14 protein-coding genes are annotated in these 26,254 nt (G+C 63.4%); 9 read left to right on the top strand and 5 right to left on the bottom strand.

Annotation, left to right across the window (positions count from 1 at the left end; all coding sequences use genetic code 11):
- Nucleotides 1-13: 13 nt before the first annotated feature.
- Nucleotides 14-964, bottom strand: a complete 951-nt coding sequence (locus BOP93_RS10690; protein WP_104502573.1) for a nucleoside-specific channel-forming protein Tsx — start codon at nt 962-964, stop codon at nt 14-16.
- A gap of 176 nt (nt 965-1,140) precedes the next feature.
- The gene (locus tag BOP93_RS10695) at nt 1,141-2,055 is read right to left on the bottom strand and encodes an AraC family transcriptional regulator (RefSeq protein ID WP_104502574.1); all 915 of its coding nucleotides are present in this window, start codon (nt 2,053-2,055) and stop codon (nt 1,141-1,143) included.
- Nucleotides 2,056-2,269: 214 nt separating this feature from the next.
- Here BOP93_RS10695 and BOP93_RS10700 point away from each other — a divergent pair, with 214 nt between their 5' ends.
- Complete coding sequence (locus BOP93_RS10700) at nt 2,270-3,043, top strand: L-iditol 2-dehydrogenase (RefSeq protein ID WP_104505269.1); 774 nt, start codon at nt 2,270-2,272, stop codon at nt 3,041-3,043.
- A gap of 67 nt (nt 3,044-3,110) precedes the next feature.
- Here the strand turns inward: BOP93_RS10700 and BOP93_RS10705 are convergent, their stop codons facing one another.
- Nucleotides 3,111-3,803, bottom strand: coding sequence for an NUDIX hydrolase (locus BOP93_RS10705; RefSeq protein ID WP_104502575.1), 693 nt, complete (start codon nt 3,801-3,803; stop codon nt 3,111-3,113).
- 145 nt (nt 3,804-3,948) lie between these two features.
- On the opposite strand from BOP93_RS10705, the gene BOP93_RS10710 reads away from it, so the two are divergent.
- The 7 genes from BOP93_RS10710 to BOP93_RS10740 all read left to right on the top strand — a co-directional run bounded on the left by BOP93_RS10710 (nt 3,949) and on the right by BOP93_RS10740 (nt 11,427).
- Nucleotides 3,949-4,596 carry a nicotinamidase gene (locus BOP93_RS10710; protein ID WP_104502576.1) on the top strand — a complete coding sequence of 216 codons (648 nt, stop codon included), beginning with the start codon at nt 3,949-3,951 and terminating at the stop codon, nt 4,594-4,596.
- Between the two features lie 11 nt (nt 4,597-4,607).
- On the top strand, nt 4,608-5,825 hold the full coding sequence (gene pncB / locus BOP93_RS10715; protein WP_104502577.1) for a nicotinate phosphoribosyltransferase: 1,218 nt from the start codon (nt 4,608-4,610) through the stop codon (nt 5,823-5,825).
- A 1-nt stretch (nt 5,826) separates the two neighbouring features.
- Complete coding sequence (gene nadE / locus BOP93_RS10720; protein WP_104502578.1) at nt 5,827-6,642, top strand: ammonia-dependent NAD(+) synthetase; 816 nt, start codon at nt 5,827-5,829, stop codon at nt 6,640-6,642.
- A gap of 117 nt (nt 6,643-6,759) precedes the next feature.
- A complete protein-coding gene (locus BOP93_RS10725) occupies nt 6,760-7,230 on the top strand; it encodes a hypothetical protein (protein WP_104502579.1) in 471 nt (156 codons plus the stop codon).
- Nucleotides 7,231-7,399: 169 nt separating this feature from the next.
- Nucleotides 7,400-8,653, top strand: a complete 1,254-nt coding sequence (locus tag BOP93_RS27675; protein ID WP_205885798.1) for a hypothetical protein — start codon at nt 7,400-7,402, stop codon at nt 8,651-8,653.
- 184 nt (nt 8,654-8,837) lie between these two features.
- Nucleotides 8,838-10,193 carry an MATE family efflux transporter gene (locus tag BOP93_RS10735; RefSeq protein WP_104502580.1) on the top strand — a complete coding sequence of 452 codons (1,356 nt, stop codon included), beginning with the start codon at nt 8,838-8,840 and terminating at the stop codon, nt 10,191-10,193.
- 40 nt (nt 10,194-10,233) lie between these two features.
- Entirely contained in the window at nt 10,234-11,427 is a 1,194-nt protein-coding gene (locus tag BOP93_RS10740; RefSeq protein ID WP_104502581.1) for an MFS transporter, read from the top strand.
- On the opposite strand, the gene BOP93_RS10745 is transcribed toward BOP93_RS10740, so the two are convergent.
- Together BOP93_RS10745 and BOP93_RS10750 are read right to left on the bottom strand one after the other, a co-directional pair.
- Entirely contained in the window at nt 11,406-11,759 is a 354-nt protein-coding gene (locus BOP93_RS10745) for a type II toxin-antitoxin system HicB family antitoxin (protein ID WP_065894293.1), read from the bottom strand. The two genes, BOP93_RS10740 and BOP93_RS10745, sit on opposite strands and share 22 nt — an antisense overlap.
- Nucleotides 11,756-12,007: a type II toxin-antitoxin system HicA family toxin gene (locus tag BOP93_RS10750; RefSeq protein ID WP_104502582.1), complete on the bottom strand. Its 252-nt coding sequence runs from the start codon at nt 12,005-12,007 to the stop codon at nt 11,756-11,758. The genes BOP93_RS10745 and BOP93_RS10750 overlap by 4 nt, the downstream gene beginning before the upstream one ends.
- A gap of 208 nt (nt 12,008-12,215) precedes the next feature.
- Here BOP93_RS10750 and BOP93_RS10755 point away from each other — a divergent pair, with 208 nt between their 5' ends.
- Nucleotides 12,216-26,252 carry a non-ribosomal peptide synthase/polyketide synthase gene (locus BOP93_RS10755; protein WP_104502583.1) on the top strand — a complete coding sequence of 4,679 codons (14,037 nt, stop codon included), beginning with the start codon at nt 12,216-12,218 and terminating at the stop codon, nt 26,250-26,252.
- Nucleotides 26,253-26,254: the final 2 nt, after the last annotated feature.

The raw sequence follows: 26,254 nt of genomic DNA on the forward strand, positions 1-26,254 counted from the left end.
TGCAGCTCCTTGATCAGAATTGGTAGCCCACGCCGGCGTAGTAACCCCAGCCGTCGGAGCGGGCGCGAAAGTTGCCTTCGCCGAAATTCAACTCGCTGCCATCCTCCCAGTTGCCGCCGTTATGAAAGTAACGGCCGACCAGGGTGAAGCGCAGGTGGGTGAACGAGTACAGCAATACGTTGGTGGCCACCAGGGAGTTGGCGGTGCGCGCCGGGTTGTCCTTGTGCAGGTCCGAGCCGAAATCGTAGTTGGTAAAACCGATGTAGGTCAGCGAGGCGCCGTTGTCGAATTTGCCGATGGGCACGATGTATTTCATCTGCGCGCGGTAGCCGTCCCAGGAATATTCATTGCTGGCACCGTAGTTTTCCCACTGGTAGCGCCCGTAGAAGTTGGCCGACAGGTTGACCCGCGAGCGGGTGTCGATGTCGGTGCCAAGGCCGCTGTACAGGGTATTGGCGCGATTCTCTTTGTTGCTGCCGTGGTCGTAGATCCAGTCGAACGCCACATACCATTCCTTGAACGGCCCGATCGCCAGGCTGCGGCCGGCCAGATAGTTGATGGAGATGCGCGGCTCATGTTCCATGAACACGGGCGAGCCATGGTCCCACGCGCCTTTGTCGTTACCATTACCGATGCCGAGGATCTTTGGCACGTCGATGTAGCCGTACAGCTCGAACGGACCCTTGCGGCCGAAATACTCGTATTCCAGGTAGACGTCGTCCTGGGGCTTGGGACCGAAGCTGATGTCCTTGCTGCCGATCAGGGTCAGGTCCTGGTTGAACCATTCCGACAGGTAAGCGCCTTTTTTCGCCGGCGGGCTGGCCTCGGGGCTGAGGGTTTCGCCCTGTGCCGAGTCATCCGAAGGCTGGTCGTGCGCCAAAATGGGTGCACTGAGTAGTCCCGTAACGGCGGCCAGTAGCAAGGAAACACCAAGGCAAGCACGAGGCGTTGAGGTGGGGTGCATTGAAAATCCCTATTCGTACGCGGTTTGAACCCGATTGCTCGGGCAGGGTGAACCTGGCGACCAGGTTGGTTCCGCAAACGTTTGCACAGGCTGTACCAACTTTCGTCAATGGTCTGAATCGACTGAGAAAAGGCGGAAATAACCGTCTCTTTGATCAGAAAATGACTGGGTGTCATTCAGCCGAGGTGACTGACCGCGTGCAGGCCGGTCTCACGCCGATATTCACTTGGCGTCTGGTTCATCTCGATCCGAAAATGCCGGTTGAAGTTGGACAGGTTGGCGTAGCCCACTTCAAAACATATGTCCGCCACCGACCTGTCGCTTTGCAGCAATAGCCGGCAGGCGTGCTGCACGCGAAATTTGCGCATCAGTTCGATAAAGCCATGGCCGGTATTGCGTTTGAAAAAGCGCGAGAAGCCTGGTTCGCTCATTTCCAGCTGCCGGGCGATATCCGACACGCGCACCTCGCCGCTTAATTCACGCATGAGGTAGTCGAAGGCCTGGTTGATGCGGTCGGCGCTGCGCGGGTCCAGGGTCGGTGCGTAGCGCGGGCTGGCCAGGACCTTGATCTGTCGGGGCGGGGCGTTCTTGAGGGTGTCGAGCAGTTGCAGGAACAGCACCAGGCGTTGCAGGCCCTGGGCGTTGCCGATGGCTTCCATCAGCCGCGCCGCCTGCGCCGCTGTTTCGTGCTTGAACTCCAGGCCGCGTCGCGCCTGTTCAAACAGCGGCTGCAGGTCGCCAAGTTCCGGCAGGGCCTCGCGCAGAGCAAGAAGGGCGACGCCGTCGAATTGCAGCACCACGTCACGGCCGCGCTGGTACTCGCCGGGTGCCAGGTCGCCAATCCAGTCGTGGGGCAGGTCGGGACCGATCAGCGCCACATGCCCGGCGCCGAATGCACCGATATAGTCGCCCGCCACCAGCTTGCCGCTGCCGTGGCGGATCAGGTGGATTTCGAATTCGGGGTGGTGGTTCCAGCGCGCCAAGTCAATCGGGTAGTCATGCTCGAACCAGCGAAAGCAGTGCTGCGGTTCGGGCAGGATCACTTCACGTTCGGCGCGGCGTTGCTCGAACAGGGGAGCGCGGATGGGCATGGGGCTGCCTCTTGTGCGTTGGATAACCGCCAAAATACGCGCCTTGGCAGGCGCGGCGCTACCCACGGTGCTATCGGGCACTGATACTTTTTTGCACGCTTGAGGCCGGTTAAAAAAGTACCGGTCGAGCGTGTGCGGTGCGTTTGTGAGAGGTCGGCTCCAACTGCTGTAATCAGCCGTGCAGGAATCCGACATGATTGCAAAGGACACCGCCATGAAACGACTTGAAGGTAAAAGCGCGCTGATCACCGGATCGGCGCGCGGCATTGGCCGCGCGTTTGCCCAGGCCTATATTCACGAAGGCGCCACGGTCGCCATTGCCGATATCAACCTGCAGCGCGCCGAGCAGACCGCTGCCGAACTGGGCCCCCAGGCTTACGCAGTGGCGATGGACGTCACCGACCAGGCCTCCATTGACGCAGCCATTGCCGCCGTGGTCGCCCACGCCGGCAAGCTGGATATTCTGATCAATAACGCGGCACTCTTCGACCTGGCACCCATCGTCGAGATCACCCGCGACAGCTATGAACGGTTATTTTCGATCAACGTCGCTGGTACGTTGTTTACCTTGCAGGCCGCCGCGCGGCAGATGATCCGCCAGGGCCACGGCGGCAAGATCATCAACATGGCCAGCCAGGCCGGGCGGCGCGGCGAGGCATTGGTGGCGGTGTATTGCGCGACCAAGGCGGCGGTGATCAGCCTGACGCAATCGGCGGGGTTGAACCTGATCAGGCAGGGCATCAACGTCAATGCCATCGCCCCGGGCGTGGTGGACGGTGAGCACTGGGAAGGGGTGGATGCACTGTTCGCCCGGCATGAAGGCCTGGCGCCGGGCGAGAAGAAGAAACGGGTAGGGGACGAGGTGCCTTACGGACGCATGGGCACGGCTGAAGACCTGACCGGCATGGCGATCTTCCTGGCGTCGAAAGAGGCTGACTATGTCGTCGCGCAGACCTACAACGTCGATGGCGGTAACTGGATGAACTAGTGGCGTGCACCGATCAACACGGTGGGCACGGACAACGAGCCCCACCCCGTTGATATTCGTTGTTCGGTTACTCGGCAAAGCTGCGATCAAAGAAGTAGATCTCTCCTGGCTTCACCATGTCCACCGTCGCCTGGGGCCGGCCGCCTTCACCCTGCTTTTTGCGCCCGGTTTCACGCAGATACCCGGCCTCGGTCAGTTTCAGCAAGCGCTGGCGGATACTGGTCTTGAGCACCGGCCGGGCGAGCACCAATGAAAAAATCGTAGTCGCCTCCGGTGCGCTGAACTCACGGCCCAGGAACATCAACGGCAGGCTGCTGTACAGCGATTTGGAAAACAATCGCTCCTGCACGGCCGCCACGAGGCTGTTGTGATCAAACGGCAACTTGATACTGCCATCGGCGACCGCATTCAAGGAATACCAGGCCTGATGGCTGCCCAGAGCGACTTCTTCGGTCACGATCCCCAGGTAGTAAGTGGACGATGACCAGCAGCGCGGATCGCGAAACGCATCGCCCACGGTGCCCACCTGTTCGTTCCAGACCAGATCGAGGCCGACCTTGTCACAGGAGCGAAGTCGCTCCACCGCATCCTGCAGGCTCAGGTCCTGCACATCGCCATTGACCACCACACCCGGCAATGCCCAGTGTCCGGCAAAGGGCTCGGCATCGCGCTTGTTGAGCAACAGCTTCAATTCCCCGCAGGCACGGGAGTAACACAGTACGCACAAGTCGACGGTGTGCAGGTAGGGGCTCAATGGCATGTGACGTCCTTCTTACAACGTAGGCACCTAGTCTAACGCTTCGGACAGATATGTCATGTACTCGATCTTAGGCAGTCGTGAAAATACTTGTTGCCTTGAAAGTACATGACATGTACTTTTGTTTCCAGGCCACCGGAGAATCATCATGACCCTCGCCAAAACTGCCATTGCCTCATTCGATGTGGATGCCCAGAAGAGTTTCACGCCGCTGTGCCCCGACGAACTGCCCGTAGCCGGAGGAGACCTGATCGGTGCCGAACTCAACTACATGGCCAGCCTCGCCGGGCGCCGTATCGGCAGCAAGGACGCCCACAGCCCGCAGGCGCCCTGGGTGGTCGAGCAGCACAGCCAGATGCTGCAACCTACCGGCCTGGCTCACGCCGATGTCACCTGGGTCAGCCACTGCGTGCCGGGTACCGAGGGCTTCACCTTGCTGGCTGAATTGCCCAGCCCCTATGACTACGACTACTTCGTCTGGAAGGGCGTCGAACCCGACCTGCACCCCTACGGCGCCTGCTACCACGACCTGCACGACAAGCTGTCCACCGGCGTCATTGAATACCTCAAGGCCCGGGGCATCGTCCGCGTGCTCGTCGGTGGCCTGGCCCTGGACTACTGCGTCAAGACCACCGCCTTGCAATTGCTCAAGGCCGGCCTGCAGGTGGTGCTGCACCTGCCGGCATGCCGAGGAATCACTGAAGAAGGCAGCGTGCAGGCCGTCAACGAGTTACTCAAGGCCGGTGCCGCCATCAGCCGCACCCGCGAAGAACTGGCCGCGATGGCCACGCGTTAAGGAGATCCACCATGGAAAGCGCCTATGACACCGAGTCCCCGGTCATCCAGGGCTTGCTCGACACCGATTACTACACCTTCACCATGATGCAGGCGGTGCTGCACCAGCACCCCAATGTGGATGTGGAATACAACTTCATCGTTCGCTCCAGGGAAAAGCTCGGCCATCTGATCCCACAGTTGCGAACCGAACTGGAAAAGCTTGCCGGCCTGCAGATGCGTGAAGGCGAGCTGCGCTTCCTGTTCAACCCGCGCTTTCGCGAATACCTCACGCCGGATTACGAGCGCTTCCTCGGGCTGTTTCGCTTCGACCTGCGTTATATCCACGTCAGTGAAGTGGACGGGCAATTGAACATCCGGGTGATCGGCCCGATGCTGCACTGCATCATGTTCGAGCAACCGGTACTGGCGCTGGTCAGTGAATTGCGCAACCGCGACAAGTACCCCGACGTGATCCTTGAGGACGTCACCCGCAAGCTCTACCAGAAGTTCGACTGGCTGGAGAAAAACCTCAGCCGCGACGAGCTGGCCGACCTGCGCGTCTCCGACTTTTCCACACGCCGGCGTCTGTCATTCAAGGCCCAGCGCGAAGTGGTGGACATCATGCGCCGCGACTTCCCAGGGCAGTTTCTTGGTACCAGCAACGCGCACCTGGCCTATGAATTCGATTTGCCGCTGATCGGCACCATGGCCCACCAATGGCTGATGGTGCACCAGCAACTGGGGCGCCTGCGCGAAAGCCAGAACGCCGCACTGGAAAACTGGGTGCGCGAGTACCGCGGCCGTCTCGGGATGGCCCTGACCGATTGCATCAGTACCGATTTCTTCCTCAAGGATTTCGACCTGTACTTCGCCAAGCTCTACGACGGCCTGCGCCAGGACTCCGGCGACCCCATCGTGTGGGCCGACAAGGTACTGGCCAGATATAAGGAACTCGGTATCGACCCCATGACCAAAGACCTTATGTTCTCGGACGGTCTGAATTTCGAAAAATGCCTGCCGATCCTGCGGCACATCCGCGGCAAGGCCCGGTTCGGCTTCGGCATGGGCACCAGCCTTGCCTGCGATGTGGACGGTGTGGAGCCACTGAGCATCGTGATGAAGCTGGTGCGGGTACACGGCGAGCCGGTGGTGAAATTCTCCGATGACCCGGTGAAGAACGTCTGCGAAGACCCGTCGTTTTTGCAGTACGCGGCACAGGTATTCAACATTGGTAGCGTGGAGGTATGACATGCACACTCAAGAACGCATCGCCCGTGCGCTGAACGTCGATCGCTCGCTGGTCGCAGGCGGCGAATCCCAGGAAATTCAACGGCGCATCGATTTCATCAAGACCACGTTGCGCGCTTCTGGCTGCAAGGCGCTGGTGCTGGGCATCAGCGGCGGCGTCGACTCGTTGCTCGCAGGCCGCCTGTGCCAGTTGGCGGTGCAGCAACTGCGCGACGAAGACTACGCCGCGCGCTTTATCGCCATGCGTCTGCCCTACAAAACCCAGGGCGACGAACACGATGCCCAGGCCTCCCTGGATTTTATCCTGCCGGACCATGTCGATACCCTGGACATTGCCGCCAGTGTCGACGGCCTGATGACCAGCCTGGCCGCTGCGCAAGCCAGTGCCGCACAACGCGATTTCATCAAGGGCAATGTCAAGGCCCGCGCGCGCATGATCGCGCAATATGCGCTCGCCAACCTGCACAATGGCCTGGTGGTCGGCACCGACCAGGCGGCTGAAGCGCTGATGGGGTTCTTCACTAAATTCGGCGATGGCGCCTGCGACCTTGCGCCGTTGTCTGGCCTGACCAAATCCCAGGTGCGCCTGCTTGCAACCGCACTCGGTGCCCCGGCAAAACTGGCGCAAAAGCCGCCGACTGCCGATCTTGAAGAACTGGTACCGGGAAAACTCGATGAGGACGCCTACGGTTGCTCGTACGCCGAGATCGACGCGTACTTGATGGGCGAACCGGTGAGCGAGCGGGTGAGGGCGATTGTCGAGGCGGCGTATGGCAAGACAGCGCATAAACGTGCGTTGCCGATTGCCCCGCAGTAGGCGCGGGCTGCAAGCCATATCAGGAAGTGTCTCGCCGTGAAATGGAATTTTTCCTACATTATTGAAGGATGAGGATTCTTTACGCTCTGGGCTATCAATGAGTTCAGGATCATGGGAATGGCTTCCAGCGTATTGAGAGCGAGTGATTCAATTGCCAGGGTGTTGCGCCGCAACCTGCCAGTGCTTCTCGGCACGACGGCCATGGCGATTTTGTCAGGCATCCTGGTGACGGTATTGGATGATGCGACCTATCTGCGCCGGTTCGACCCGTCGCTCAAAGCGCAGATGTCCGGGTGGAGTCTTGTCGCATTGGCGACTGTTGCCGTGTTTTCCAATGTCATGATGGTGTGCGGTCGGCATTGGGCGGGTGTTGTCCTGGCAGGCTATTTTGCGATGTGTCTGATGCTGGTGGTACCGACGCTTCAGTACCATCCCCACACCCTGGCCTATTCGTTGGGTGTCGTATGTCCGCTGTGCGGATTGCTGCTGCTCAATAGCGAACGCCACCGCGAGATGCGCCACTCGCTGTTCAAGCTACGTGTTCAGCTCCACGGCGGCGGCGATCGGCGCGCAGACCGCTCTGTTTGACCTTGCACTTCGCCAGCCTTGCAGGCGTTTGGTGGGTAGCCCAATCCTGATGCGAAAACCCTATGTTGGTTTGGAACTGCACTGTTTCAGTTGCCACCAACAGGCAGCTGAACCGAGCGCTTGTGTGTTTGGCCAGGCCGTTGTTACGTCCAAGACATGAGGTGTTGCCATGATGAATCCTTACTTAAACCAACCGTTCTATTCGCCTCCGCCCGTGCAGAACCACGAATTTTCGCCAGCGGGTAATGCGACGACGAATATGCCTGGCGTAATGACCAGCAATTATTCCCACTCGGCCGTTGCAGACATGCTGCTGCAAAACTTCGAATATTTCAGATCGCCTGGCAGTTCGTTCGCGTCTCGGGAGTCGCTGGCTGATGTGGCCAATCGCCCATTGGGGATGGGCGGTCATGATGACCAGATGACGTTGCTGGCCAGGGATATATTGGGTCGGCCCGGTCTCGCAAGCCTGTTTGACGGTATTCAAAACGGCGCTCAGGAGGATGGCCTGATTAACCGCGAGGATATGCAACTGGCTATCGGTCAGTTGTCTCAGCAGGAGGCAGGCGGCTATTCCGCACTGTCAGGCAATCGGTTCGCCGGAGGGAATAACGGCGCGATGCAACAGCAGAGAATAAATCAGCAATGCTTTCCTCAGTTCAACGCGCAACCTGCATTTAGTGGTGGGCCGCAAGGCATGCAAGGCTGGCAGGCGACGCAGCCCCCGTCCTATATGGGCGTGCAAGGTAACCAGCCATGGAGCCCGATGATGGCCGCAGGTCGACCCTATGCCAATGACAGTGACGAGGCGTTCTCGGCCAAGGTGCTTTCCCATTTCAGTGCCCTGCAAGAACCTTCGCGAGGCAGCATCACGGACGAATCGCTGAGCGCCGCTGCGTCGGGACATACCCTGGATGGACGACCTATCAGTGCGGCCGATACTGCTGTCGCGCAGGAATTGATGGAGCGAGGGCAACTGTTCAAGACACTGGACCAAGGCCGCAGTGGCGTGCTTGACGGCAGTATCTCCCGGCAGGACCTGGGGGATGCATCGAATACATTCAGGACGATGAGCGACGAAGGGCTGCTGCATGCCGTCAAAAATAATTTCAGACAGTTTACCGCCGGTGCGGATGACAAGTACGTCAATGTCAATGAGCTGAAAGAGGCGGCGGGTCTTACCCCGTCCACACGAACCTTCAGTCCGCAAGCGCGCGAAGTGGCCCTGGAATTGCTCAATCGTCCTGGCTTGTTGCGTGAGCTGGATATCGGCGTTCGGGAGGAGGGCAAGCCGGGTGCTGAAGACCAACGCTTTGATATGGTCAACATCGACCACATGATCGACCAGCAATCCTCCCGTGCGCCAGGCAAACCCTACGCCAGCGCGTATGCGGGTAACTTCTCCGTATCCGCCGGCGGGTAATATTTGCGGCTATCAAAGGCTGCTTTCCGGCAGGCGGATAGCAGCCGCCCCTGGCACCTGCCTCGTTGCACGCAACTACCTGCCCTCTGGAGTGGTCCATCGATCTCGGCGTACCATTGGCGGTTCAGCGCCAACAGCCTCAAGCGATTGACCACTCCACTGCCACCCAGGGGCCCAAACCATCATGGAAGTCACCCAGCAACGACCGTTGTGGCAGGTTTACCTGTTCTTTCTGGCACCGATGGTGCTCTCCAATTTTCTGCAAAGCTTCTCCGGTACGCTCAACGGCATCTATGTCGGGCAGATGCTCGGTACCCACGCGCTGGCGGCGGTGTCGGGCATGTTCCCCATCGTGTTTTTCTTCATCGCCCTGGTAATTGGCCTGGGTGCCGGCGCCTCGGTGCTGATCGGCCAGGCCTGGGGCGCCGGGGAGACGGGCTTGGTCAAGGTGATCACCGGCGCCACGCTGACCCTTGGCGCTCTGATAGGCCTGCTCGCGGCCGTACTGGGTGGGCTGTTTGCGCGCCCCGCGCTGCAGGCCCTGGGAACCCCCGTCGACGTGCTGGACGATGCGGTGGGCTACGCCCAGGTGATGATGCTGATCATGCCGCTGCTGCTGGTATTTATCCTCTATACCCAGCTGCTGCGCGGCGTCAGCGACACGGTTTCGCCGTTGTTGGCGCTGATGGTATCGACCCTGGTGGGCTTGTTGCTGACGCCGGCGCTGATCCGCGGCTGGATCGGCCTGCCGCCCATGGGTATCCAGAGTGCGGCGTACGCCGGGCTGGCGGGGAATGCCCTGGCGATGCTGTTCCTGATTCTGCGCCTGCGCCACAAGCAGCACGTGATGGCGCCGGATCGCGAGATGCTCGCAGCCCTGCGCCTGGACCGGGTGATCCTCGGCAAGGTCCTGCGCATCGGTTTGCCTACCGGCTTGCAGATGGTGGTGCTGTCGTTGTCCGAGTTGGTCATCCTGGCGCTGGTCAACGGCCACGGTTCCCAGGCAACGGCGGCGTACGGCGCGGTGACGCAGATCGTCAATTACGTGCAGTTTCCGGCGCTGTCGATTGCCATCACCGCCTCGATCCTGGGCGCGCAGGCCATTGGCGCCGGGCGCCTGGAGCGCATCGGGCCGATCCTGCGCACCGGGCTGTTGATCAATACCGGCCTCACCGGTGGCCTGATCGTGCTCGGCTATGGGTTGTCGCATTGGCTGCTGGGTCTGTTCATCACCGACGCCGCTGCGCGCGTCAACGCCGAGCACCTGTTGCATATCATGCTGTGGAGCATCCTGGTGTTCGGCTTCCAGGCCGTGATCGGCGGGATCATGCGCGCCAGCGGCGTGGTGCTGATGCCGGTCGCCATCTCGATTTTCTGTGTGCTGTGCGTGGAACTGCCGGTGGCGTACCTGTTCAATGCGCACTTTGGCCTGGAAGGGGTGTGGATGGCATTTCCGGTGACTTATCTGGCGATGCTGGTGTTGCAGACAGCCTATTACCGCCTGGTATGGCGGCATAAGCAGATCAAGCGGCTGGTGTGATACAAGGTTGCCCCACCTAAGGACAGAAGGCGCTTTATCAATGGCAAATCCCTACGCCGCGTTGTTCCAGGTTCCCGGCGCTCGCGCTTTTGTCCTGGCAGGCATGCTGGCACGCATGCCGATCTCCATGACCGGTATCGGCCTGATCACCATGCTCTCGCAGGTGCATGGCGGTTATGGCCTGGCGGGCTCGGTGGCGGCGGTGTTCGCGTTGGCCACGGCATTTTGTGCGCCGCAGGTGTCGCGTCTGGTGGATCGATACGGCCAGGGCAGGGTGCTGCCCATCGCCGCGCTGATCGGTGGGGGCGCGTTGTTGATGGTGCTGCTGTGCACGCGTCTGCAGGCGCCGAACTGGACGTTGTTCCTGTTCGCCGCGCTGGCCGGTTGCATGCCCAACATGTCGGCCATGGTGCGAGCGCGCTGGACCGAGTTGTACCGCGGCCAGCCCAGGCTGCAAACCGCGTTCGCCCTGGAGTCGGTGCTCGATGAGGTGTGCTTCATCATCGGCCCGCCCATTTCGGTCGGTCTGAGCGTGGTGCTGTTTGCCGAGGCCGGGCCTTTGGTGGCGGCGCTGTTGCTGGCGGTGGGCGTGACCACTTTCGTGCTGCAACGCGAGACCGAACCGCCGGTGCACCCACGCCACGACCACCATGGACGCTGGCTGATCGCTTCGCCTTCGGTGCTGATCCTGATGACCCTGTTGCTGGCCATGGGTGTAATCGTCGGGGTGGTGGATGTGGTCAGCGTCGCCTTTGCTCAGCATCAGGGTCAACCCGCCGCGGCGAGTATCGTGCTGTCGGTCTACGCCATCGGCTCCTGCCTGGCCGGCCTGGCTTTCGGCACGCTCAAGCTCAAGGCCTCGTTGCCTCGGCAGTTTCTGTTCTGCGGCGTGGCCACGGCGTTGACGACGTTGCCGTTACTGTGGGTAACCGATATTCCGGGCCTGGCCGTGGCGATCTTTATCTCCGGCCTGTTTTTCGCCCCGACCCTGATCGTGTCCATGGCGCTGGTGGAGCAAGTGGTCCCACCGAGCCGCCTCACTGAAGGCATGACCTGGCTGATCACCGGCCTGAGCATCGGCGTGGCCATTGGCGCCGCCAGCTCGGGCTGGATGATTGACCACTCCGGCGCCGCCAGCGGATTCTGGGTGGCGCTGGCGGCGGGGTTGGTGGTGTTGGGTTCGGCCGTGCTGGGGTATCGGCGGTTGGGCAGTCAGCCAATCGCCGGGCAATGATGTTGTAAAAACTCATTCAGCGCCTGGCGTGTCAGATCGTTCAACGTCACTTTCTTGCGGGTCGCCGCCAGCGCTGCCGCCAAATGCAGGTCATGGCCCACGCGTACATTGAACGAGCCCTTGCAAGGCTTTTCCGGCGTTTGCCCGAGGGCCTGGCAGGTGGCGAGGTAATCGTCCACCGCCTCTCTGAAGGCCGCGTCCAGCTCGGCGACGGTTTTGCCTTCGTAGCTCACCAACGCCTTGATGAACAGGATTTTGCCGAACAGACAGTTGTCTTCGAGGCTGGCTTCGATGGAGCCGATGTAGCCTTTGTGTTTCAGCTGGTTGTTCACTGAATCAGTTCTCCTGATTTCAATTGTTCGATGATTTGGCGCCGAATGTAGTGTTTCAGTTCGTTGCCGGGGTGAGGCTTGTGCAGGGTAATCAGTGCACTGGGGTCGCCGATATCGAATTTGACCCGGCTTCCAGCCCCTTCAATCTGTGTGTAGCCCAGTCGGCGTAACAGCGTTACGCGTTCAGACCAGGTGAATGCCACGTGCTCATCGAGCAGTTTGGCGAGCAGCTTTTCATTTTTGGACACGGCGTTTCCTGCGTGTAACTAAATGTAGTTGCAAAAAGTGGTGTGCGTCAATGCTAGCTCGACTCGGCGTGTCTTTCCCGGAATTGATGTAACCCTTGATAACACCTCGCTTGCAGCCCCCATTGCTCGCTAATTTTTCCCTCTCCGGTTCGTTTTATAGGGACGACGTGCCTTTGTGCTTCCTGCCTATTGCTCCGGACTCCAACAAATGAATGCTGAAGACTCCTTGAAACTTGCTCGCCGGTTTATCGGGTTGCCCCTGGAAAAACGCCAAGTGTTCCTGCAGGCCCTGCAGAAAGAAGGCGTGGATTTTTCCCGGTTTCCGATTCCGGCAGGGGTGGAGGCAGAGGACCGCCAGGCGCTGTCCTACGCGCAGCAGCGCATGTGGTTTCTGTGGCAGTTGGACCCGGCCAGCGGCGCCTATAACCTGCCCGGCGCCGTACGCTTGAAGGGTGTGCTCAGCCTGGATGCCCTGGACCAGGCGTTCGCCAGCCTGGTGGCGCGCCACGAAACCTTGCGCACGGTATTTCAGCGCCAGGCGGATGAGCGTCTGGCCCAGGTTCCAATCGAACCGTCAGGGGTAGTCGAGCACCTGGACCTCAGTAACCTGGCCCCCGCTGACCGTGAGCAGGCCGTCAACGCGGCGGCAACGCGTCAGTCGCTGTTGCCGTTCGACCTGGAACACGGCCCGCTGCTGCGCGTGCAACTGCTCAAGCTGGATGCACACGAGCACGTGTTGCTGCTGACCTTGCACCACATCGTCTCCGACGGTTGGTCGATGAATGTGCTGATCGACGAATTCATTCGTTTTTACGATGCCCATGAGCGCAACGAGGCGCCGCAATTGCCGGCGCTGGCGATCCAGTACAGCGACTACGCCCTCTGGCAGCGTCGCTGGCTGGAAGCCGGCGAGCAGGCGCGCCAGCTGCAATACTGGCAGGCGCGCCTGGGCGATGAACACCCGGTGCTGGAGCTGCCGACCGACCGTCCACGCCCGGCCATGCCCAGCTACCAGGGCACGCGCCACACCTTTGAGATCGATCCGGCGCTGGCCACGCAACTGCGCACCTGCGCGCAAAAGCACAACGTCACCTTGTTCATGCTGCTGCTCGGCGCGTTCAATGTGCTGCTGCATCGCTACACGGGGCAGGGCGATATACGCGTCGGCGTGCCCATCGCCAACCGCAATCGCACTGAAGTCGAAGGGTTGATCGGTTTCTTCGTCAATACCCAGGTGCTGCGCACCGAACTGACCGGCCAGACCCGCGTCGCCGAACTGCTGCAAGCCATCAAGGAACACGCCCTGGGTGCCCAGGCGCATCAGGAATTGCCTTTCGAGCGCCTGGTTGAAGCCTTGAAAGTCGAGCGTAGCCTGAGCCATACGCCGCTGTTCCAGGTGATGTACAACCATCAGCCGGTGGTGGCGGATATCGCCTGCGTCAGTACCGCCTCCGGCCTGGAACTGGCGCTGGTGGAGTGGCAAGGCCGCACCACCCAGTTCGACCTTACCCTCGACACCTATGAAAAATCAGGCACCCTGCATGCCGCGCTGACATACGCCAACGACCTGTTCGATGCGCCTTCCATCCAGCGCATGGCCCGCCATTGGATCAGCCTGTTGCAGGCGATGGTGGCGGACGGTGAACAGCGCATCGGCGAGTTGCCGATGCTGGGCGCTGACGAGCAGCAGGTATTGGTCAAGGCCTGGAACCACACCGCCGCGCCGTACCCGACCGAACGCGCGATCCATCACCTGATTGAAGACCAGGCCCAACGCACGCCGGATGCGCCGGCGCTGGTATTCGGTGAGGTCACCCTGACCTATGCCCAGCTTGACGCGCGTGCCAATCAATTGGCCCATGCACTGCGCGAGCGAGGCGTCGGCCCGGACGTGCTGGTGGGGATCTGTGTCGAGCGTTCCATCGACATGGTCGTGGGCCTGTTGGCCATCCTCAAGGCAGGCGGCGCCTACGTCCCGCTGGACCCGGAATACCCCGAGGAACGCCTGGCCTACATGATCGACGACAGCGGCATCACGCTGCTGCTCAGCCAGCAAAACCTGTTGGCGCGACTGCCGACCGCAGGCATCCAGGTGATAGCCCTGGACCAGCCCGCCGACTGGCTCGACGCCTACAGCAGCGCGTCCCCGAACGTCACCCTCCATGGGTTGAACCTGGCCTACGTGATCTACACCTCCGGCTCCACCGGCAAGCCCAAGGGTGCCGGTAACAGCCATCGTGCGCTGGTCAACCGCCTGTGCTGGATGCAGCAGGCCTACGCACTCGATGCCAGCGACGCGGTACTGCAGAAAACGCCGTTCAGCTTCGATGTTTCGGTGTGGGAGTTTTTCTGGCCGCTGATGACCGGCGCGCGCCTGGTGGTCGCCGCACCGGGAGAGCACCGTGAACCGGCCCGCCTGATCGAGACCATCGAGCGGCACGCCATCACCACCCTGCATTTCGTGCCGTCCATGTTGCAGGCGTTCATCCATGAGCCAGGCGCAGGCGCCTGCGCCAGCCTCAAACGCATTGTCTGCAGCGGCGAAGCCTTGCCGTTGGACGCGCAGCGCCAGGTGTTCGCAAGGCTGGCGAATGCGGCCTTGTACAACCTCTACGGCCCGACCGAAGCCGCGATCGACGTGACCCACTGGACCTGCATCGACGAAGGCGCTGACAGCGTGCCGATTGGCCGGCCGATCGCCAACCTCGGCACCTACGTGCTCGATGCCCAGCTCAACCCGGTACCGGCCGGTGTTGCGGGTGAGCTGTACCTGGGCGGCACCGGTCTGGCGCGCAGCTACCATCGCCGCCCGGCGCTGACCGCCGAGCGCTTTGTGCCGAGCCCCTTCGTGGCCGCTGAGCGCCTGTACCGTACCGGCGACCGTGTGCGTCAGCGCGCCGATGGGGTGATCGAATACCTCGGCCGCCTCGACCACCAGGTCAAGCTGCGCGGCTTGCGCATCGAACTGGGCGAGATCGAAACGCGCCTGATGCAGCACCCGCAGGTGCGCGAGGCAGTGGTCCTGGTACACGGCGGCAAGCAGCTGGTGGCCTATCTGGTCCTTGAAAGCGAGGCCGTCGGTGACCTCAGGGCCTGGCTGCTCAACAGCCTGCCGGAATACATGGTGCCGACCCATTTCATCACCCTGGCCAGGCTGCCGGTGACCGCCAACGGCAAGCTTGATCGCAAGGCGCTGCCACTGCCGGACACTGCGCCGCAGCAGGCTTTCGCCGCGCCTGAAAACCCCCTGCAACAAGCCTTGGCCGCGATCTGGAGCAGTGTGTTAGGCATCGAGGCCGTAGGCCTGGACGATAACTTTTTCGAGCTGGGCGGCGATTCGATCATTTCCATCCAGGTGGTCAGCCGTGCCCGTCAGGCCGGTATCCGCCTCAGCCCGCGCGACCTGTTCCAATACCAGAGCGTGCGCAGCCTGGCGCTGGTGGCGAGCTTCGATGAGCTCAATGCGATCGATCAAGGCCCGGTCAGCGGTGAGGTCATCCTGACGCCGGTGCAGCAGGGCTTTTTCGCCCAGGCTATTCCGGCGCGTCAGCACTGGAACCAGTCATTGCTGCTGACGCCGCGTGAAACCCTGGAGTTCTCTCGACTCGATGCGGCGGTGATGCAATTGATCCGGCATCACGACGCCCTGCGTCTGCGCTTCGTGGCGCAGGGCGAGGGTTGGCAACAGCATCACGCCGCGCAGGTCGGCGCATCGGTGTTGTGGCAGGCCCGTGCCGGCAGCGACGCCGAATTCGCCGCGCTGTGCGATGAGGCCCAGCGCAGCCTGGACCTGGAGCACGGCCCGCTGCTGCGCGCCGCCCTGGTCGACATGGCCGACGGTACCCAGCGCTTGCTGTTGGTGGTGCACCATTTGGTGGTGGACGGCGTGTCCTGGCGCATCCTGCTGGAAGACCTGCAACAGGCTTATCGCGAACAGACATTGCCGGCAAAGACCAGCGCCTACCAGCACTGGGCGCAGCGCCTGCAAGACCACGCGCAGGCCCTCGATCACCAACTGCCGTACTGGCAGGCGCAATCCATCGATGCCGAGTTGCCCTGCGATCACCCCGAGGGCGGCCTGCAAAATCGCCTGGGCGCCAAGCTTGAAACGCGCCTCGATGCCGAGCACACGCGCCAATTGCTGCAAGAGGCGCCGGCGGCCTATCGCACCCATGTCAATGACCTGTTGCTCACCGCCCTGGCACGGGTAGTCAGCCGTTGGAGCGGTCAACCCGCCGCGCTGATCCAGCTGGAAGGGCATGGTCGCGAAGACCTGTTCGATGGCATCGACCTGACCCGCACCGTCGGCTGGTTCACCAGCCTGTTTCCATTGCGCCTGCAAGCCGATGGCGAGCTGTCCGGTGCAATCAAGGCGGTCAAGGAGCAACTGCGCGCCGTCCCCGACAAGGGCCTGGGCTATGGCCTGCTGCGCTACCTCGGCGCGCCGCAAGCGCGCGAATCCCTGGCCGGGCTGGCCGCGCCACGCATCACCTTCAACTACCTGGGCCAGTTCGACCGCCAGTTCGATGAGTCGGCGCTGTTCGTACCGGCCGCCGAGGGCAGTGGCCAGGCTCAGGACCCCGAGGCGCCGCTGGCCAACTGGCTGACGGTGGAAGGGCAGGTGTATGGCGGTGAGTTGGCCTTGCAGTGGGGCTTCAGTCGCGAGATGTTCGAACCCTCGACCATCCAGCGCCTGGCGGACGAATACGCCGCTGAACTCAAGACCCTGATCGAACATTGCTGTGCCACGCCGGCCGGGCAGGTCACGCCATCGGATTTCCCCCTGGCACGCGTCACCCAGGCGCAACTGGATGCATTGCCGGTGGCCGGGCCGGCCATCGCAGACCTTTACCCCTTGTCGCCGATGCAGCAGGGCATGCTGTTCCACACGCTGTTGGAACCCGAGGCCCAGGCCTATATCAACCAGCTGCGCCTGGACATCGACGGCCTCGACCTGCTTGCGTTCGGGCGCGCCTGGCAGGCCGCGCTGGACCGTCACGACATCCTGCGCAGCAGCTTCCATTGGCTGGGCCTGGACAGCGCGCATCAAGTGATTCGCCGCCAGGTCGACCTGCAACTGCAAGTGATTGAAGACCCCCGCGCTGATTTCGATGCGCTGGCCAACGCCGAGCGTGAACGCGGCTTCGAACTCAATGCCGCGCCGCTGTTTCGCCTGGTGCTGGTGCGTGGTGCGGGCACGACCTGGCAGCTGATTTTCACCAGCCATCACATCCTGATGGATGGCTGGAGCAACGCCCAGTTGCTCGGCGAAGTGCTTGCTCATTATGCAGGCCAGGCCGTGCCCGCACCGCTCGGGCAATTTCGCGACTATCTGGGCTGGCTGCAACAGCAAGGCAACGGCGAAGCATTCTGGAAAGCCGAGCTGGCGCCATTGCCGGCGCCGACCCGGTTGGCCCAGGCGCTGCGCGCGCCGGTTGACGGTGCGGGGACTGCAGAGCATCACGTCGTGTTGGGCAGTGACTTCACCCAGCGCCTCGGTGAGTTCGCCCGCCAGCATAAAGTGACCCTCAACACCCTGTTGCAGGGCGCCTGGAGCCTGCTGCTGCAACGCTACACCGGGCAGGCTTGCGTGGCTTTCGGCGCCACCGTGGCCGGGCGTTCCGCGCCGTTGCCGGGGATCGAGCAGCAGTTGGGCCTGTTCATCAATACCTTGCCGATCATCAGCGCCGCCTCGCCGGCGCAATCCGCCGCCAGTTGGCTCAGCCAGTTGCAGGCGCAGAACCTCAGCCTGCGTGATCACGAGCATGTGCCGCTCTACGACATCCAGGGCTGGGCCGGCCAGCAAGGCGCCGCGCTGTTCGACACGCTGCTGGTGTTTGAAAACTTCCCGGTGGCCGAAGCCCTGAAACAAGGCGCGCCGGCCGGCCTGACCTTCGGGCCGCTGCATAACCATGAGCGCACCCATTACCCATTGACCCTTGGCATCGAACTGGGCACTGGCCTGCGCCTGGAATTCAGCTACGACCGCGCGCAGTTCAGCGCGTCTCAGGTCACGCGGCTGGGGGACAACCTGCACCATCTGCTGGCGCAACTGTTGGCCGACGCTCACGTCCCCCTGGGCAATCTGCGCCTGCTCGACGCCACCGCGCAGCGCGACGTGCTTGCCCTCAGCCAGTTGCCGGCCACCGCCCGAGGTCATCAACACGCCCATGAGCGCATCGCGGCCCAGGCCCAGGCCACGCCGGACGCACTGGCGGTGCAGGCCGGCAGCGAACGCTTGAGCTACGCCCAACTCAACGCCCGGGCCAACCGCCTGGCCCATCGCCTGCTGGCACTGGGCGTGGGCCCCGGCCAGCGCGTGGGCCTGGCGTCGCGGCGCGGTCCGCAACTGATCGTCAGCCTGCTGGCGGTACTCAAGAGCGGCGCGGCGTATGTACCGCTGGACCCTAAATACCCGGCCGAGCGCCTGGCCTACATGCTCGCGGACAGTCGCCTGGACTTGCTGCTCAGCGAAACCGGCTTGCTGACCGATGTGCCGTTGCCGGTCGGGCTGACCCGTGTCGACTTCAGCGCCACGGGCGATGAACTGGCCGACTGCCCGGCAACCAATCCACCCAATCACGCGGCGGCGGCGGACCTGGCGTATGTGATCTACACCTCCGGCTCCACCGGCCAGCCCAAAGGCGTGGCCATCGACCATGCCGCCCTCGGCCAGTTCTGCGACAGCGCCGTGGTGTACAGCCAGTTGAGCGCACAGGACCGCGTGCTGCAGTTCGCAACCTTCAGCTTCGACGGCTTTGTCGAGCAGTGCTACCCGCCGCTGTGCGTGGGCGCGGCGCTGATCATGCGTGGCGATGACCTGTGGGACGCCGGGCAACTGGCGCGCGAGATCGTTGAACAGGGCGTGACCCTGGCCGACTTGCCTGCCGCATACTGGTACCTGCTGGCCAAGGAATGCGCCATGCACCAACGCTCCCTGGGCCGACTGCGCCAGGTGCATGTGGGCGGTGAGGCGATGTCCGTGGAAGGCCTGCGCGCCTGGCATGCTGCCGGGTTGGGCGGTGTGCGGCTGGTCAACACGTATGGGCCGACCGAGGCGACGGTGGTGTCCAGCGTGCACGCGTGCCAACTGGATGATGCCAGCGACGCGTTCGGTGTGCCGATCGGGCGCGCGATTGAAGGGCGCTCGCTCTACGTGCTCGACAGCGGTTTCCAATTGCTGGCGACCGATGGCGTAGGCGAGTTGTGCATCGGCGCCGAAGCCGGTCTGGCCCAGCGCTACTTCGACCGCCCGGCGCTGACCGCCGAGCGCTTCCTGCCTGACCCGTTTTCCGCAGTCCCCGGCGCCCGACTGTATCGCAGTGGCGACCTGGCCCGTTACAACGAAGCGGGTGCGCTGGAGTACGTCGGGCGTATCGACCATCAGGTAAAGATTCGCGGCTTGCGTATCGAAATGGGCGAAATCGAAGCCGGCCTGCAAGCCTTGCCGCAGGTGCGTGAGGCGGCAGTATTGGCGCTGCCGAGCGCCACCGGTACGCAGTTGGTGGCGTACGTGGTGCCCGCTGCGGGCATCGCCTTGGACACACAGGCACTGGCGGCCCGTTTGCGTCAGTCGCTGCCGGACTACATGGTGCCCGGGCAGTGGGTGGTGCTCGATGCCTTGCCGTTGAACAACAACGGCAAGCTTGATCGCCGCGCATTGCCGGCGCCGGATCTGAACCAGCACACCCAGGCCTACGTGGCGCCCCACAGCCCACTGCAGATCCAACTGGCGGCGATCTGGCAGGCGGTGTTGCAAGTTGAGCAGGTCGGCCTGGAGGATCACTTCTTCGAGCGCGGCGGCCACTCGTTGCTGGCCACCCAGGTCATCTCCCGGGTACGGCATGCGCTCAACCTGGAAGTGCCATTGCGTGCGCTGTTCGAACAGCCGACCCTGCACGCGTTTGCCGACGCCTGCGCGGCGTTGCAGGTGAGCGCGGCGCAGCCGTTGGTGGCGCTGGAGCGCGACCATCCGCTGGCGTTGTCCTTCGCCCAGGAACGCCAATGGTTCCTCTGGCAACTGGACCCCGCCAGCGCGGCCTATCACGTTCCCACCGCCCTGCACCTGCGCGGTCAGCTGGACATCGCCGCACTGGAGCAGGCGTTCCAGGCGCTGGTACAGCGCCATGAGCCGCTGCGCACCACCTTTGTCGAGCAGGGCGAGCAGACCCTGCAACTCATCCATCCCGCCCTGACAGTGGCCATCGAGCGCCAGCGCGTCGAGGTGGCGGCGATCGAACAGGCGGTGGCCGAGGAAATTCAGCGCCCGTTCGATCTGCGCAGTGGCCCGCTGATGCGCGTCAAATTGCTGGAAGTCGCGGCGCAGCACCATGTGCTGGTGATCACTCAGCATCACATCATCTCCGACGGTTGGTCGATGCAGGTGATGGTCGATGAGCTGGTGGCGCTCTACCAGGGCGACAGCCCATTGCCGGCGTTGCCGGTCCAGTACGCCGACTATGCCCAATGGCAGCGTGACTGGATGGCGGCCGGGGAAAAACAGCGCCAGCTCGATTACTGGTGCACGCGCCTGGGCAGTGAACACCCGGTGCTGGAGCTGCCTCTGGACCATCCGCGCCCGGCGGTGCAAAGCCATCGCGGCGCGCGCCAGAAGATCCATCTGGACAGCACGCTGGTGGCCGAACTCAAGGCGTTGGCCCAGCGTCAGGACGTGACCTTGTTCATGCTGTTGCTGGCCTCGTTCCAGGCCGTGCTGCATCGCTACAGCGGACAGTCCGAGATCCGTGTCGGCGTGCCGATCGCCAACCGCACGCGCCTGGAAACCGAACGGCTGGTGGGTTTCTTCGTCAATACCCAGGTCATGCAGGCCGAGCTGCAGGGGCAAATGCCTTTCGCGCAGTTGCTGGCCCAGGTCAAACAGCGCGCCCTTGAGGCCCAGGCGCATCAGGACCTGCCATTCGAGCAGCTGGTGGAAGCCTTGCAGCCCGAGCGCAGCCTGAGCCATAACCCGCTGTTCCAGGTCATGTTCAACCACCAGGACAGCTTGCGCGCCGGCGCCGTGCACGTGCCGGGCCTGGCATTGCAGCCGCTGGACTGGGCCGTTCACACCACCCAGTTCGACCTGAACCTGGAAACCGAAGAATCCGCCGATGGCCTGTGGGCGTCGCTGACGTACGCCACCGACCTGTTCGAGCCGGCGACCCTGGAACGCCTGGCCGGGCACTGGCATAACCTGCTGCGCGCCGTGGTACGCGATGAATCACAGGCGCTCAACGAACTGGCGATGCTCAGTGCGCCGCAGTGGCAGCAAATGATTGAAGACTGGAATCACACGCCCGCCGACTACCCGCACGAGCAATGCGTGCACCAGGTGTTCGAGGCGCAAGCGCTCGCCCGGCCGGATGCCATCGCACTGCGCTTCAATGGCGACAGCCTGAGCTACGCCGAACTCAACCGCCGGGCCAATCGCCTGGCGCACCGGTTGATCGCGGCGGGCGTCGGCCCCGACGTGCTGGTGGCGGTGCATGTGGAGCGCTCCCTGGACATGGTGGTCGGCCTGCTGGCAACCCTCAAGGCCGGTGGCGCCTACGTGCCGCTCGACCCGCAGTTCCCGGCAGAGCGCCTGGCGTTCATGCTCGAAGACAGCAATGCCCGGGTGCTGCTGACCCAGGCGCATTTGCGCGGTCGTCTCGTACAGCCCCAGGACCTGCAGGTGCTGCTGACCGACGACTGCGACGGTGACGCGCACAACCCTCAGGTGGAGGTTACGCCGGAGCACCTGGCCTACGTCATCTACACCTCCGGCTCCACCGGCACGCCCAAAGGCGTGATGGTGCGGCACCGGGCGTTGTGCAGCTTTACCTGCGGCATGGCCGATACCTTGTCCATTGGCGGCGATGCGCGCCTGTTGTCGTTGACCACGTTCTCATTCGACATCTTCGCCCTGGAGCTCTTCGTGCCGCTGAGTGTCGGCGCGACGGTGCTGCTGAGCGAGCAGGCCATGGCCCTTGACCCGGAAGCCATCCTCGACCTGGCTCACAACCAGGCAGCCAACGTGCTGCAGGCCACGCCGTCGACCTGGCGCATGCTGCTCGACAGCCCGCGTGCGCACCTGCTGCGCGGCATCCAGTGCCTGTGCGGCGGCGAAGCGCTGCCGGCTGACCTGGCCCAGCGCCTGCTCGATCTGCAAGGCCCGGTGTGGAACCTCTACGGGCCGACGGAAACCACCATCTGGTCGGCGGCCCATCGCTTGCACGAGGCGCAGCCGTTTGTCGGGCGGCCTATCGCCAATACCTCGCTGTTTATCCTCAATGCCGGGCTTACCCCCTGCCCGCAGGGCGCGGCCGGCGAGCTGCTGATCGGCGGGGTCGGCCTGGCGCGGGGTTATCACGCACGGCCGGCACTCACTGCCGAGCGTTTTGTGCCGGACCCGTTCGGCCCGCCAGGCGCACGCCTGTACCGCACCGGCGACCTGGCGCGTTACCGTGAGGACGGCGTGGTCGAGTACATCGGCCGTGTCGACCATCAGGTCAAGGTGCGCGGCTTCCGTATCGAGCTGGGTGAAATCGAAGCCTGCCTGCGTGAGTACCCAGGCGTGCGTGAAGCCGTGGTGCTGGCGGACAACGACCGCTTGATCGCCTACCTGGTGACCACCACGGCGGTGGATTCACAGGCCTGCAAAACCGCGCTGCGCGAGCGGCTGCCGGACTACATGGTGCCGGCGCACCTTCTTATCCTCGAGCGCCTGCCGCTGACCCCCAACGGCAAGCTCGACCGCAAGGCCTTGCCCAAGGTCGATGCCGGTCAGTTGCGCAAGGGCCATCTGGCGCCCGTCACCGCGCGCGAACAACAGGTCGCGGCCATCTGGGCCGAGGTGCTGGAGGTGCCGCAGGTCGGCCTCGACGATCACTTCTTCGAACTGGGCGGGCATTCCCTGCTGGCCACGCGGGTGGTGTCGCGGGTGCGTCAGGCGCTGGCGCTGGAAGTTGCGCTCAAGACCCTGTTCGAGCAGCCCTTGCTCGGCGATTTCGTGCGCGCTCTGGGCGAGGAGGGCAGCACCGCACCGGCGCTGCTCAAGGCCGACCGCACGCAACCCTTGCCGTTGTCCTATGCCCAGGAGCGTCAATGGTTCCTCTGGCAACTGGACCCGCAGAGCGCGGCGTATCACATCCCCAGTGCCTTGCGTTTGCATGGCCCATTGAACGAAGCCGCGTTGCAACGCAGTTTCGACACCTTGCTGGCCCGCCATGAAAGCCTGCGCACTCACCTGCGCCAGGAGGCCACGGGTGCGGTGCAGGTCATCGAAGCGGTCGGCCGGATCGCTATCGACCGGAGCGCCTGCGAGTATGCCGACCTCAAGGCCACCGTCGCCGCCGAGGTCGCACGGCCCTTCGATTTACTGCGCGGGCCGCTGTTGCGGGTCACGTTGTTGCGCCTGGCCGAGGACGACCACGTGCTGGTGCTGGTGCAGCACCACATCGTCTCCGATGGCTGGTCGATGCAACTGATGGTCGAAGAGCTGGTGCAGCTGTACGCCGCGTTCAGCCAGGGTCAGACCGCGGATCTGCCGGCGTTGCCGATCCAGTACGCCGACTATGCCGTATGGCAACGCACCTGGATGGAGGCCGGCGAGCAAACGCGTCAACTGGCCTATTGGCGTGAGCAGTTGGGCGGCGAGCAACCGGTACTGGAGCTGCCGTTCGACTTCCCGCGCCCGGCGCTGCCAAGCCATCGCGGTGCGCGCCTGGGCATCGACCTGGCGCCAGGACTGCTGGAAGGCCTGCGCACCCTGGCCCGCAACGCGGGCGTCACCTTGCCGATGGTGTTGTTGGCGTCCTACCAGGCGCTGTTGCATCGCTACAGCGGCCAGGAAGACGTGCGCGTCGGCGTGCCGGTTGCCAACCGCAACCGCCTGGAGACCGAGGGTCTGATTGGCTTCTTCGTCAACACCCAAGTGCTCAAGGCCGACCTTCACGGGCAGATGAGCGTCGAGCAGCTGCTGCGCCAGGTGCGCCAGCGCTCCCTGGACGCCCAGGCCCATCAGGACCTGCCGTTCGAGCAACTGGTGCAAGCGCTGCATCCGGAGCGCAGCCTCAGCCTGAGCCCGTTGTTCCAGGTGCTGTTCAACCACCGTGTAACGTCCGCCGAGCGTCAGTTGCAGCAGCTGACCGACCTGCACATCGAGGTCCTGGGCTGGGATGACGGCGTGGCCCAGTTCGACCTGGCGCTGGACGTGGAAGAAAGCCCGACGGCGCTGCATGCCTCCCTGAGCTATGCCACCGACCTGTTTGCACCCGCCACCATCGCGCGCATGGCCGGGCATTGGCAGAACCTGTTGCAGGCGATGGTGGCCGATCAGACTCAAGCCATCGGCCAGTTGCGCGTGCTGGATCAGCACGAGCAGCAGCACATCCTGCAACTGTGGAACCGCACCGATGCCGGCTACCCGTCCCAGCGGCTGGTGCATGACCTGGTCGCCGACCGTGCCCGGGAGACCCCGCATGCTGTCGCGGTGAAGCTCGATGCGCACACCCTCAGTTACGCAGAACTCGACACCCAGGCCAACCGCCTGGCTCATGCGCTGATCGCCCGTGGCGTCGGCCCGGAAGTGCGCGTGGCGATTGCCATGCCGCGCAGTGCCGAGATCATGGTGGCGTTCCTCGCGGTGCTCAAGGCCGGTGGCGTGTACGTGCCGCTGGATATCGAATACCCGCGTGATCGCCTGCTGTACATGATGCAGGACAGCCGGGCGCAACTGCTGCTCAGCCATACCCGCGCCCTGGCGCAACTGCCGGTTCCCGATGGGCTGGAGACCCTGGCAATTGACTGCAGCGAGCAATGGGCGCACTGCAGTGACCGCGCGCCGAACGTGGCGCTGGACGGCGACAACCTCGCCTACGTGATCTACACCTCCGGTTCCACCGGCATGCCCAAGGGCGTGGCGGTGTCCCACGGGCCACTGGTGGCGCACATTATCGCCACCGGCGAGCGCTATGAAACCCGCCCGGCCGATTGCGAACTGCACTTTATGTCATTCGCCTTCGACGGCGCCCATGAAGGCTGGATGCACCCGTTGATCAATGGCGCCAGCGTGCTGATCCGTGATGACAGCCTGTGGCTGCCGGAATACACCTATGAGCAGATGCACCGGCACAACGTGACCATGGCGGTGTTCCCACCGGTGTACCTGCAGCAACTGGCCGAACACGCCGAGCGCGACGGCAACCCTCCAGCGGTGCGCGTGTACTGCTTCGGCGGTGATGCGGTGGCCCAGGCCAGCTACGACCTGGCCTGGCGCGCGCTGAAACCGACCTATCTGTTCAACGGCTACGGCCCGACGGAAACCGTGGTCACGCCGCTGCTGTGGAAGGCGCGCAAGGGCGACCCATGCGGCGCCGTCTACGCGCCCATCGGCACTTTGCTCGGCAACCGCAGCGGCTACGTGCTGGACGCGCAGCTCAACCTGCAACCCATCGGCGTGGCCGGCGAGTTGTACCTGGGCGGCGAGGGCGTGGCCCGGGGCTATCTGGAGCGCCCGGCGTTGACCGCCGAACGTTTTGTGCCGGACCCGTTCGGCAAGCCTGGCAGCCGCGTGTATCGCAGCGGCGACCTGACCCGTGGGCGCCCGGACGGCGTGGTGGATTACCTGGGGCGTGTCGACCATCAGGTCAAGATCCGTGGCTTCCGTATCGAACTGGGTGAAATCGAAGCGCGCCTGCGTGAACAGGACAGCGTCGGCGAAACCGTGGTGGTGGCCCAGGACGGTCCGACCGGCAAGCAGTTGGTGGCCTATGTGGTGCCGGCCGATGCCACCCTGGCCGACCAGGCCGAATTCCGCGACAGCTTGCGTCGCGCCCTGAAAAGCGGCCTGCCGGACTACATGGTGCCCGCGCACTTCGTGTTCCTCGCACAGATGCCGCTGACCCCCAACGGCAAGCTCGACCGCAAGGGCCTGCCGTTGCCGGACGCCAGCCAGATGCAGCAACAGTACGTGGCTCCGCACACCGAACTGGAGCAGCAGATCGCCGCGATCTGGGCCGACGTGCTGCACCTGGCGCAAGTGGGCCTGAACGACAACTTCTTCGAAGTGGGCGGGCATTCCCTGCTGGCCATCCAGATCACCTCGCGGGTGCAGGCCGAGCTGGGCCTGGACGTCCCGCTGATGGAACTGTTCCAGACCGAATCACTGCGCGCCTACGTGCAGGCCGCAGCCACTTTCCGCGCCGGCAGCGTGGAAGATTTTGATGATCTTCGTGACTTTTTGAGCGAACTAGAGGCGATTTGAAC

This window comes from Pseudomonas orientalis, assembly GCF_002934065.1.
Taxonomy (GTDB): Bacteria; Pseudomonadota; Gammaproteobacteria; order Pseudomonadales; family Pseudomonadaceae; genus Aquipseudomonas; species Aquipseudomonas orientalis_A.

Bases quoted from the DNA above. Each gene is read 5' to 3' on its own strand.
- BOP93_RS10690 (WP_104502573.1), bottom strand. From the start codon at position 964: ATGCACCCCACCTCAACGCCTCGTGCTTGCCTTGGTGTTTCCTTGCTA.
- BOP93_RS10695 (WP_104502574.1), bottom strand. From the start codon at position 2,055: ATGCCCATCCGCGCTCCCCTGTTCGAGCAACGCCGCGCCGAACGTGAA.
- BOP93_RS10700 (WP_104505269.1), top strand. From the start codon at position 2,270: ATGAAACGACTTGAAGGTAAAAGCGCGCTGATCACCGGATCGGCGCGC.
- BOP93_RS10705 (WP_104502575.1), bottom strand. From the start codon at position 3,803: ATGCCATTGAGCCCCTACCTGCACACCGTCGACTTGTGCGTACTGTGT.
- BOP93_RS10710 (WP_104502576.1), top strand. From the start codon at position 3,949: ATGACCCTCGCCAAAACTGCCATTGCCTCATTCGATGTGGATGCCCAG.
- pncB (WP_104502577.1), top strand. From the start codon at position 4,608: ATGGAAAGCGCCTATGACACCGAGTCCCCGGTCATCCAGGGCTTGCTC.
- nadE (WP_104502578.1), top strand. From the start codon at position 5,827: ATGCACACTCAAGAACGCATCGCCCGTGCGCTGAACGTCGATCGCTCG.
- BOP93_RS10725 (WP_104502579.1), top strand. From the start codon at position 6,760: ATGGCTTCCAGCGTATTGAGAGCGAGTGATTCAATTGCCAGGGTGTTG.
- BOP93_RS27675 (WP_205885798.1), top strand. From the start codon at position 7,400: ATGATGAATCCTTACTTAAACCAACCGTTCTATTCGCCTCCGCCCGTG.
- BOP93_RS10735 (WP_104502580.1), top strand. From the start codon at position 8,838: ATGGAAGTCACCCAGCAACGACCGTTGTGGCAGGTTTACCTGTTCTTT.
- BOP93_RS10740 (WP_104502581.1), top strand. From the start codon at position 10,234: ATGGCAAATCCCTACGCCGCGTTGTTCCAGGTTCCCGGCGCTCGCGCT.
- BOP93_RS10755 (WP_104502583.1), top strand. From the start codon at position 12,216: ATGAATGCTGAAGACTCCTTGAAACTTGCTCGCCGGTTTATCGGGTTG.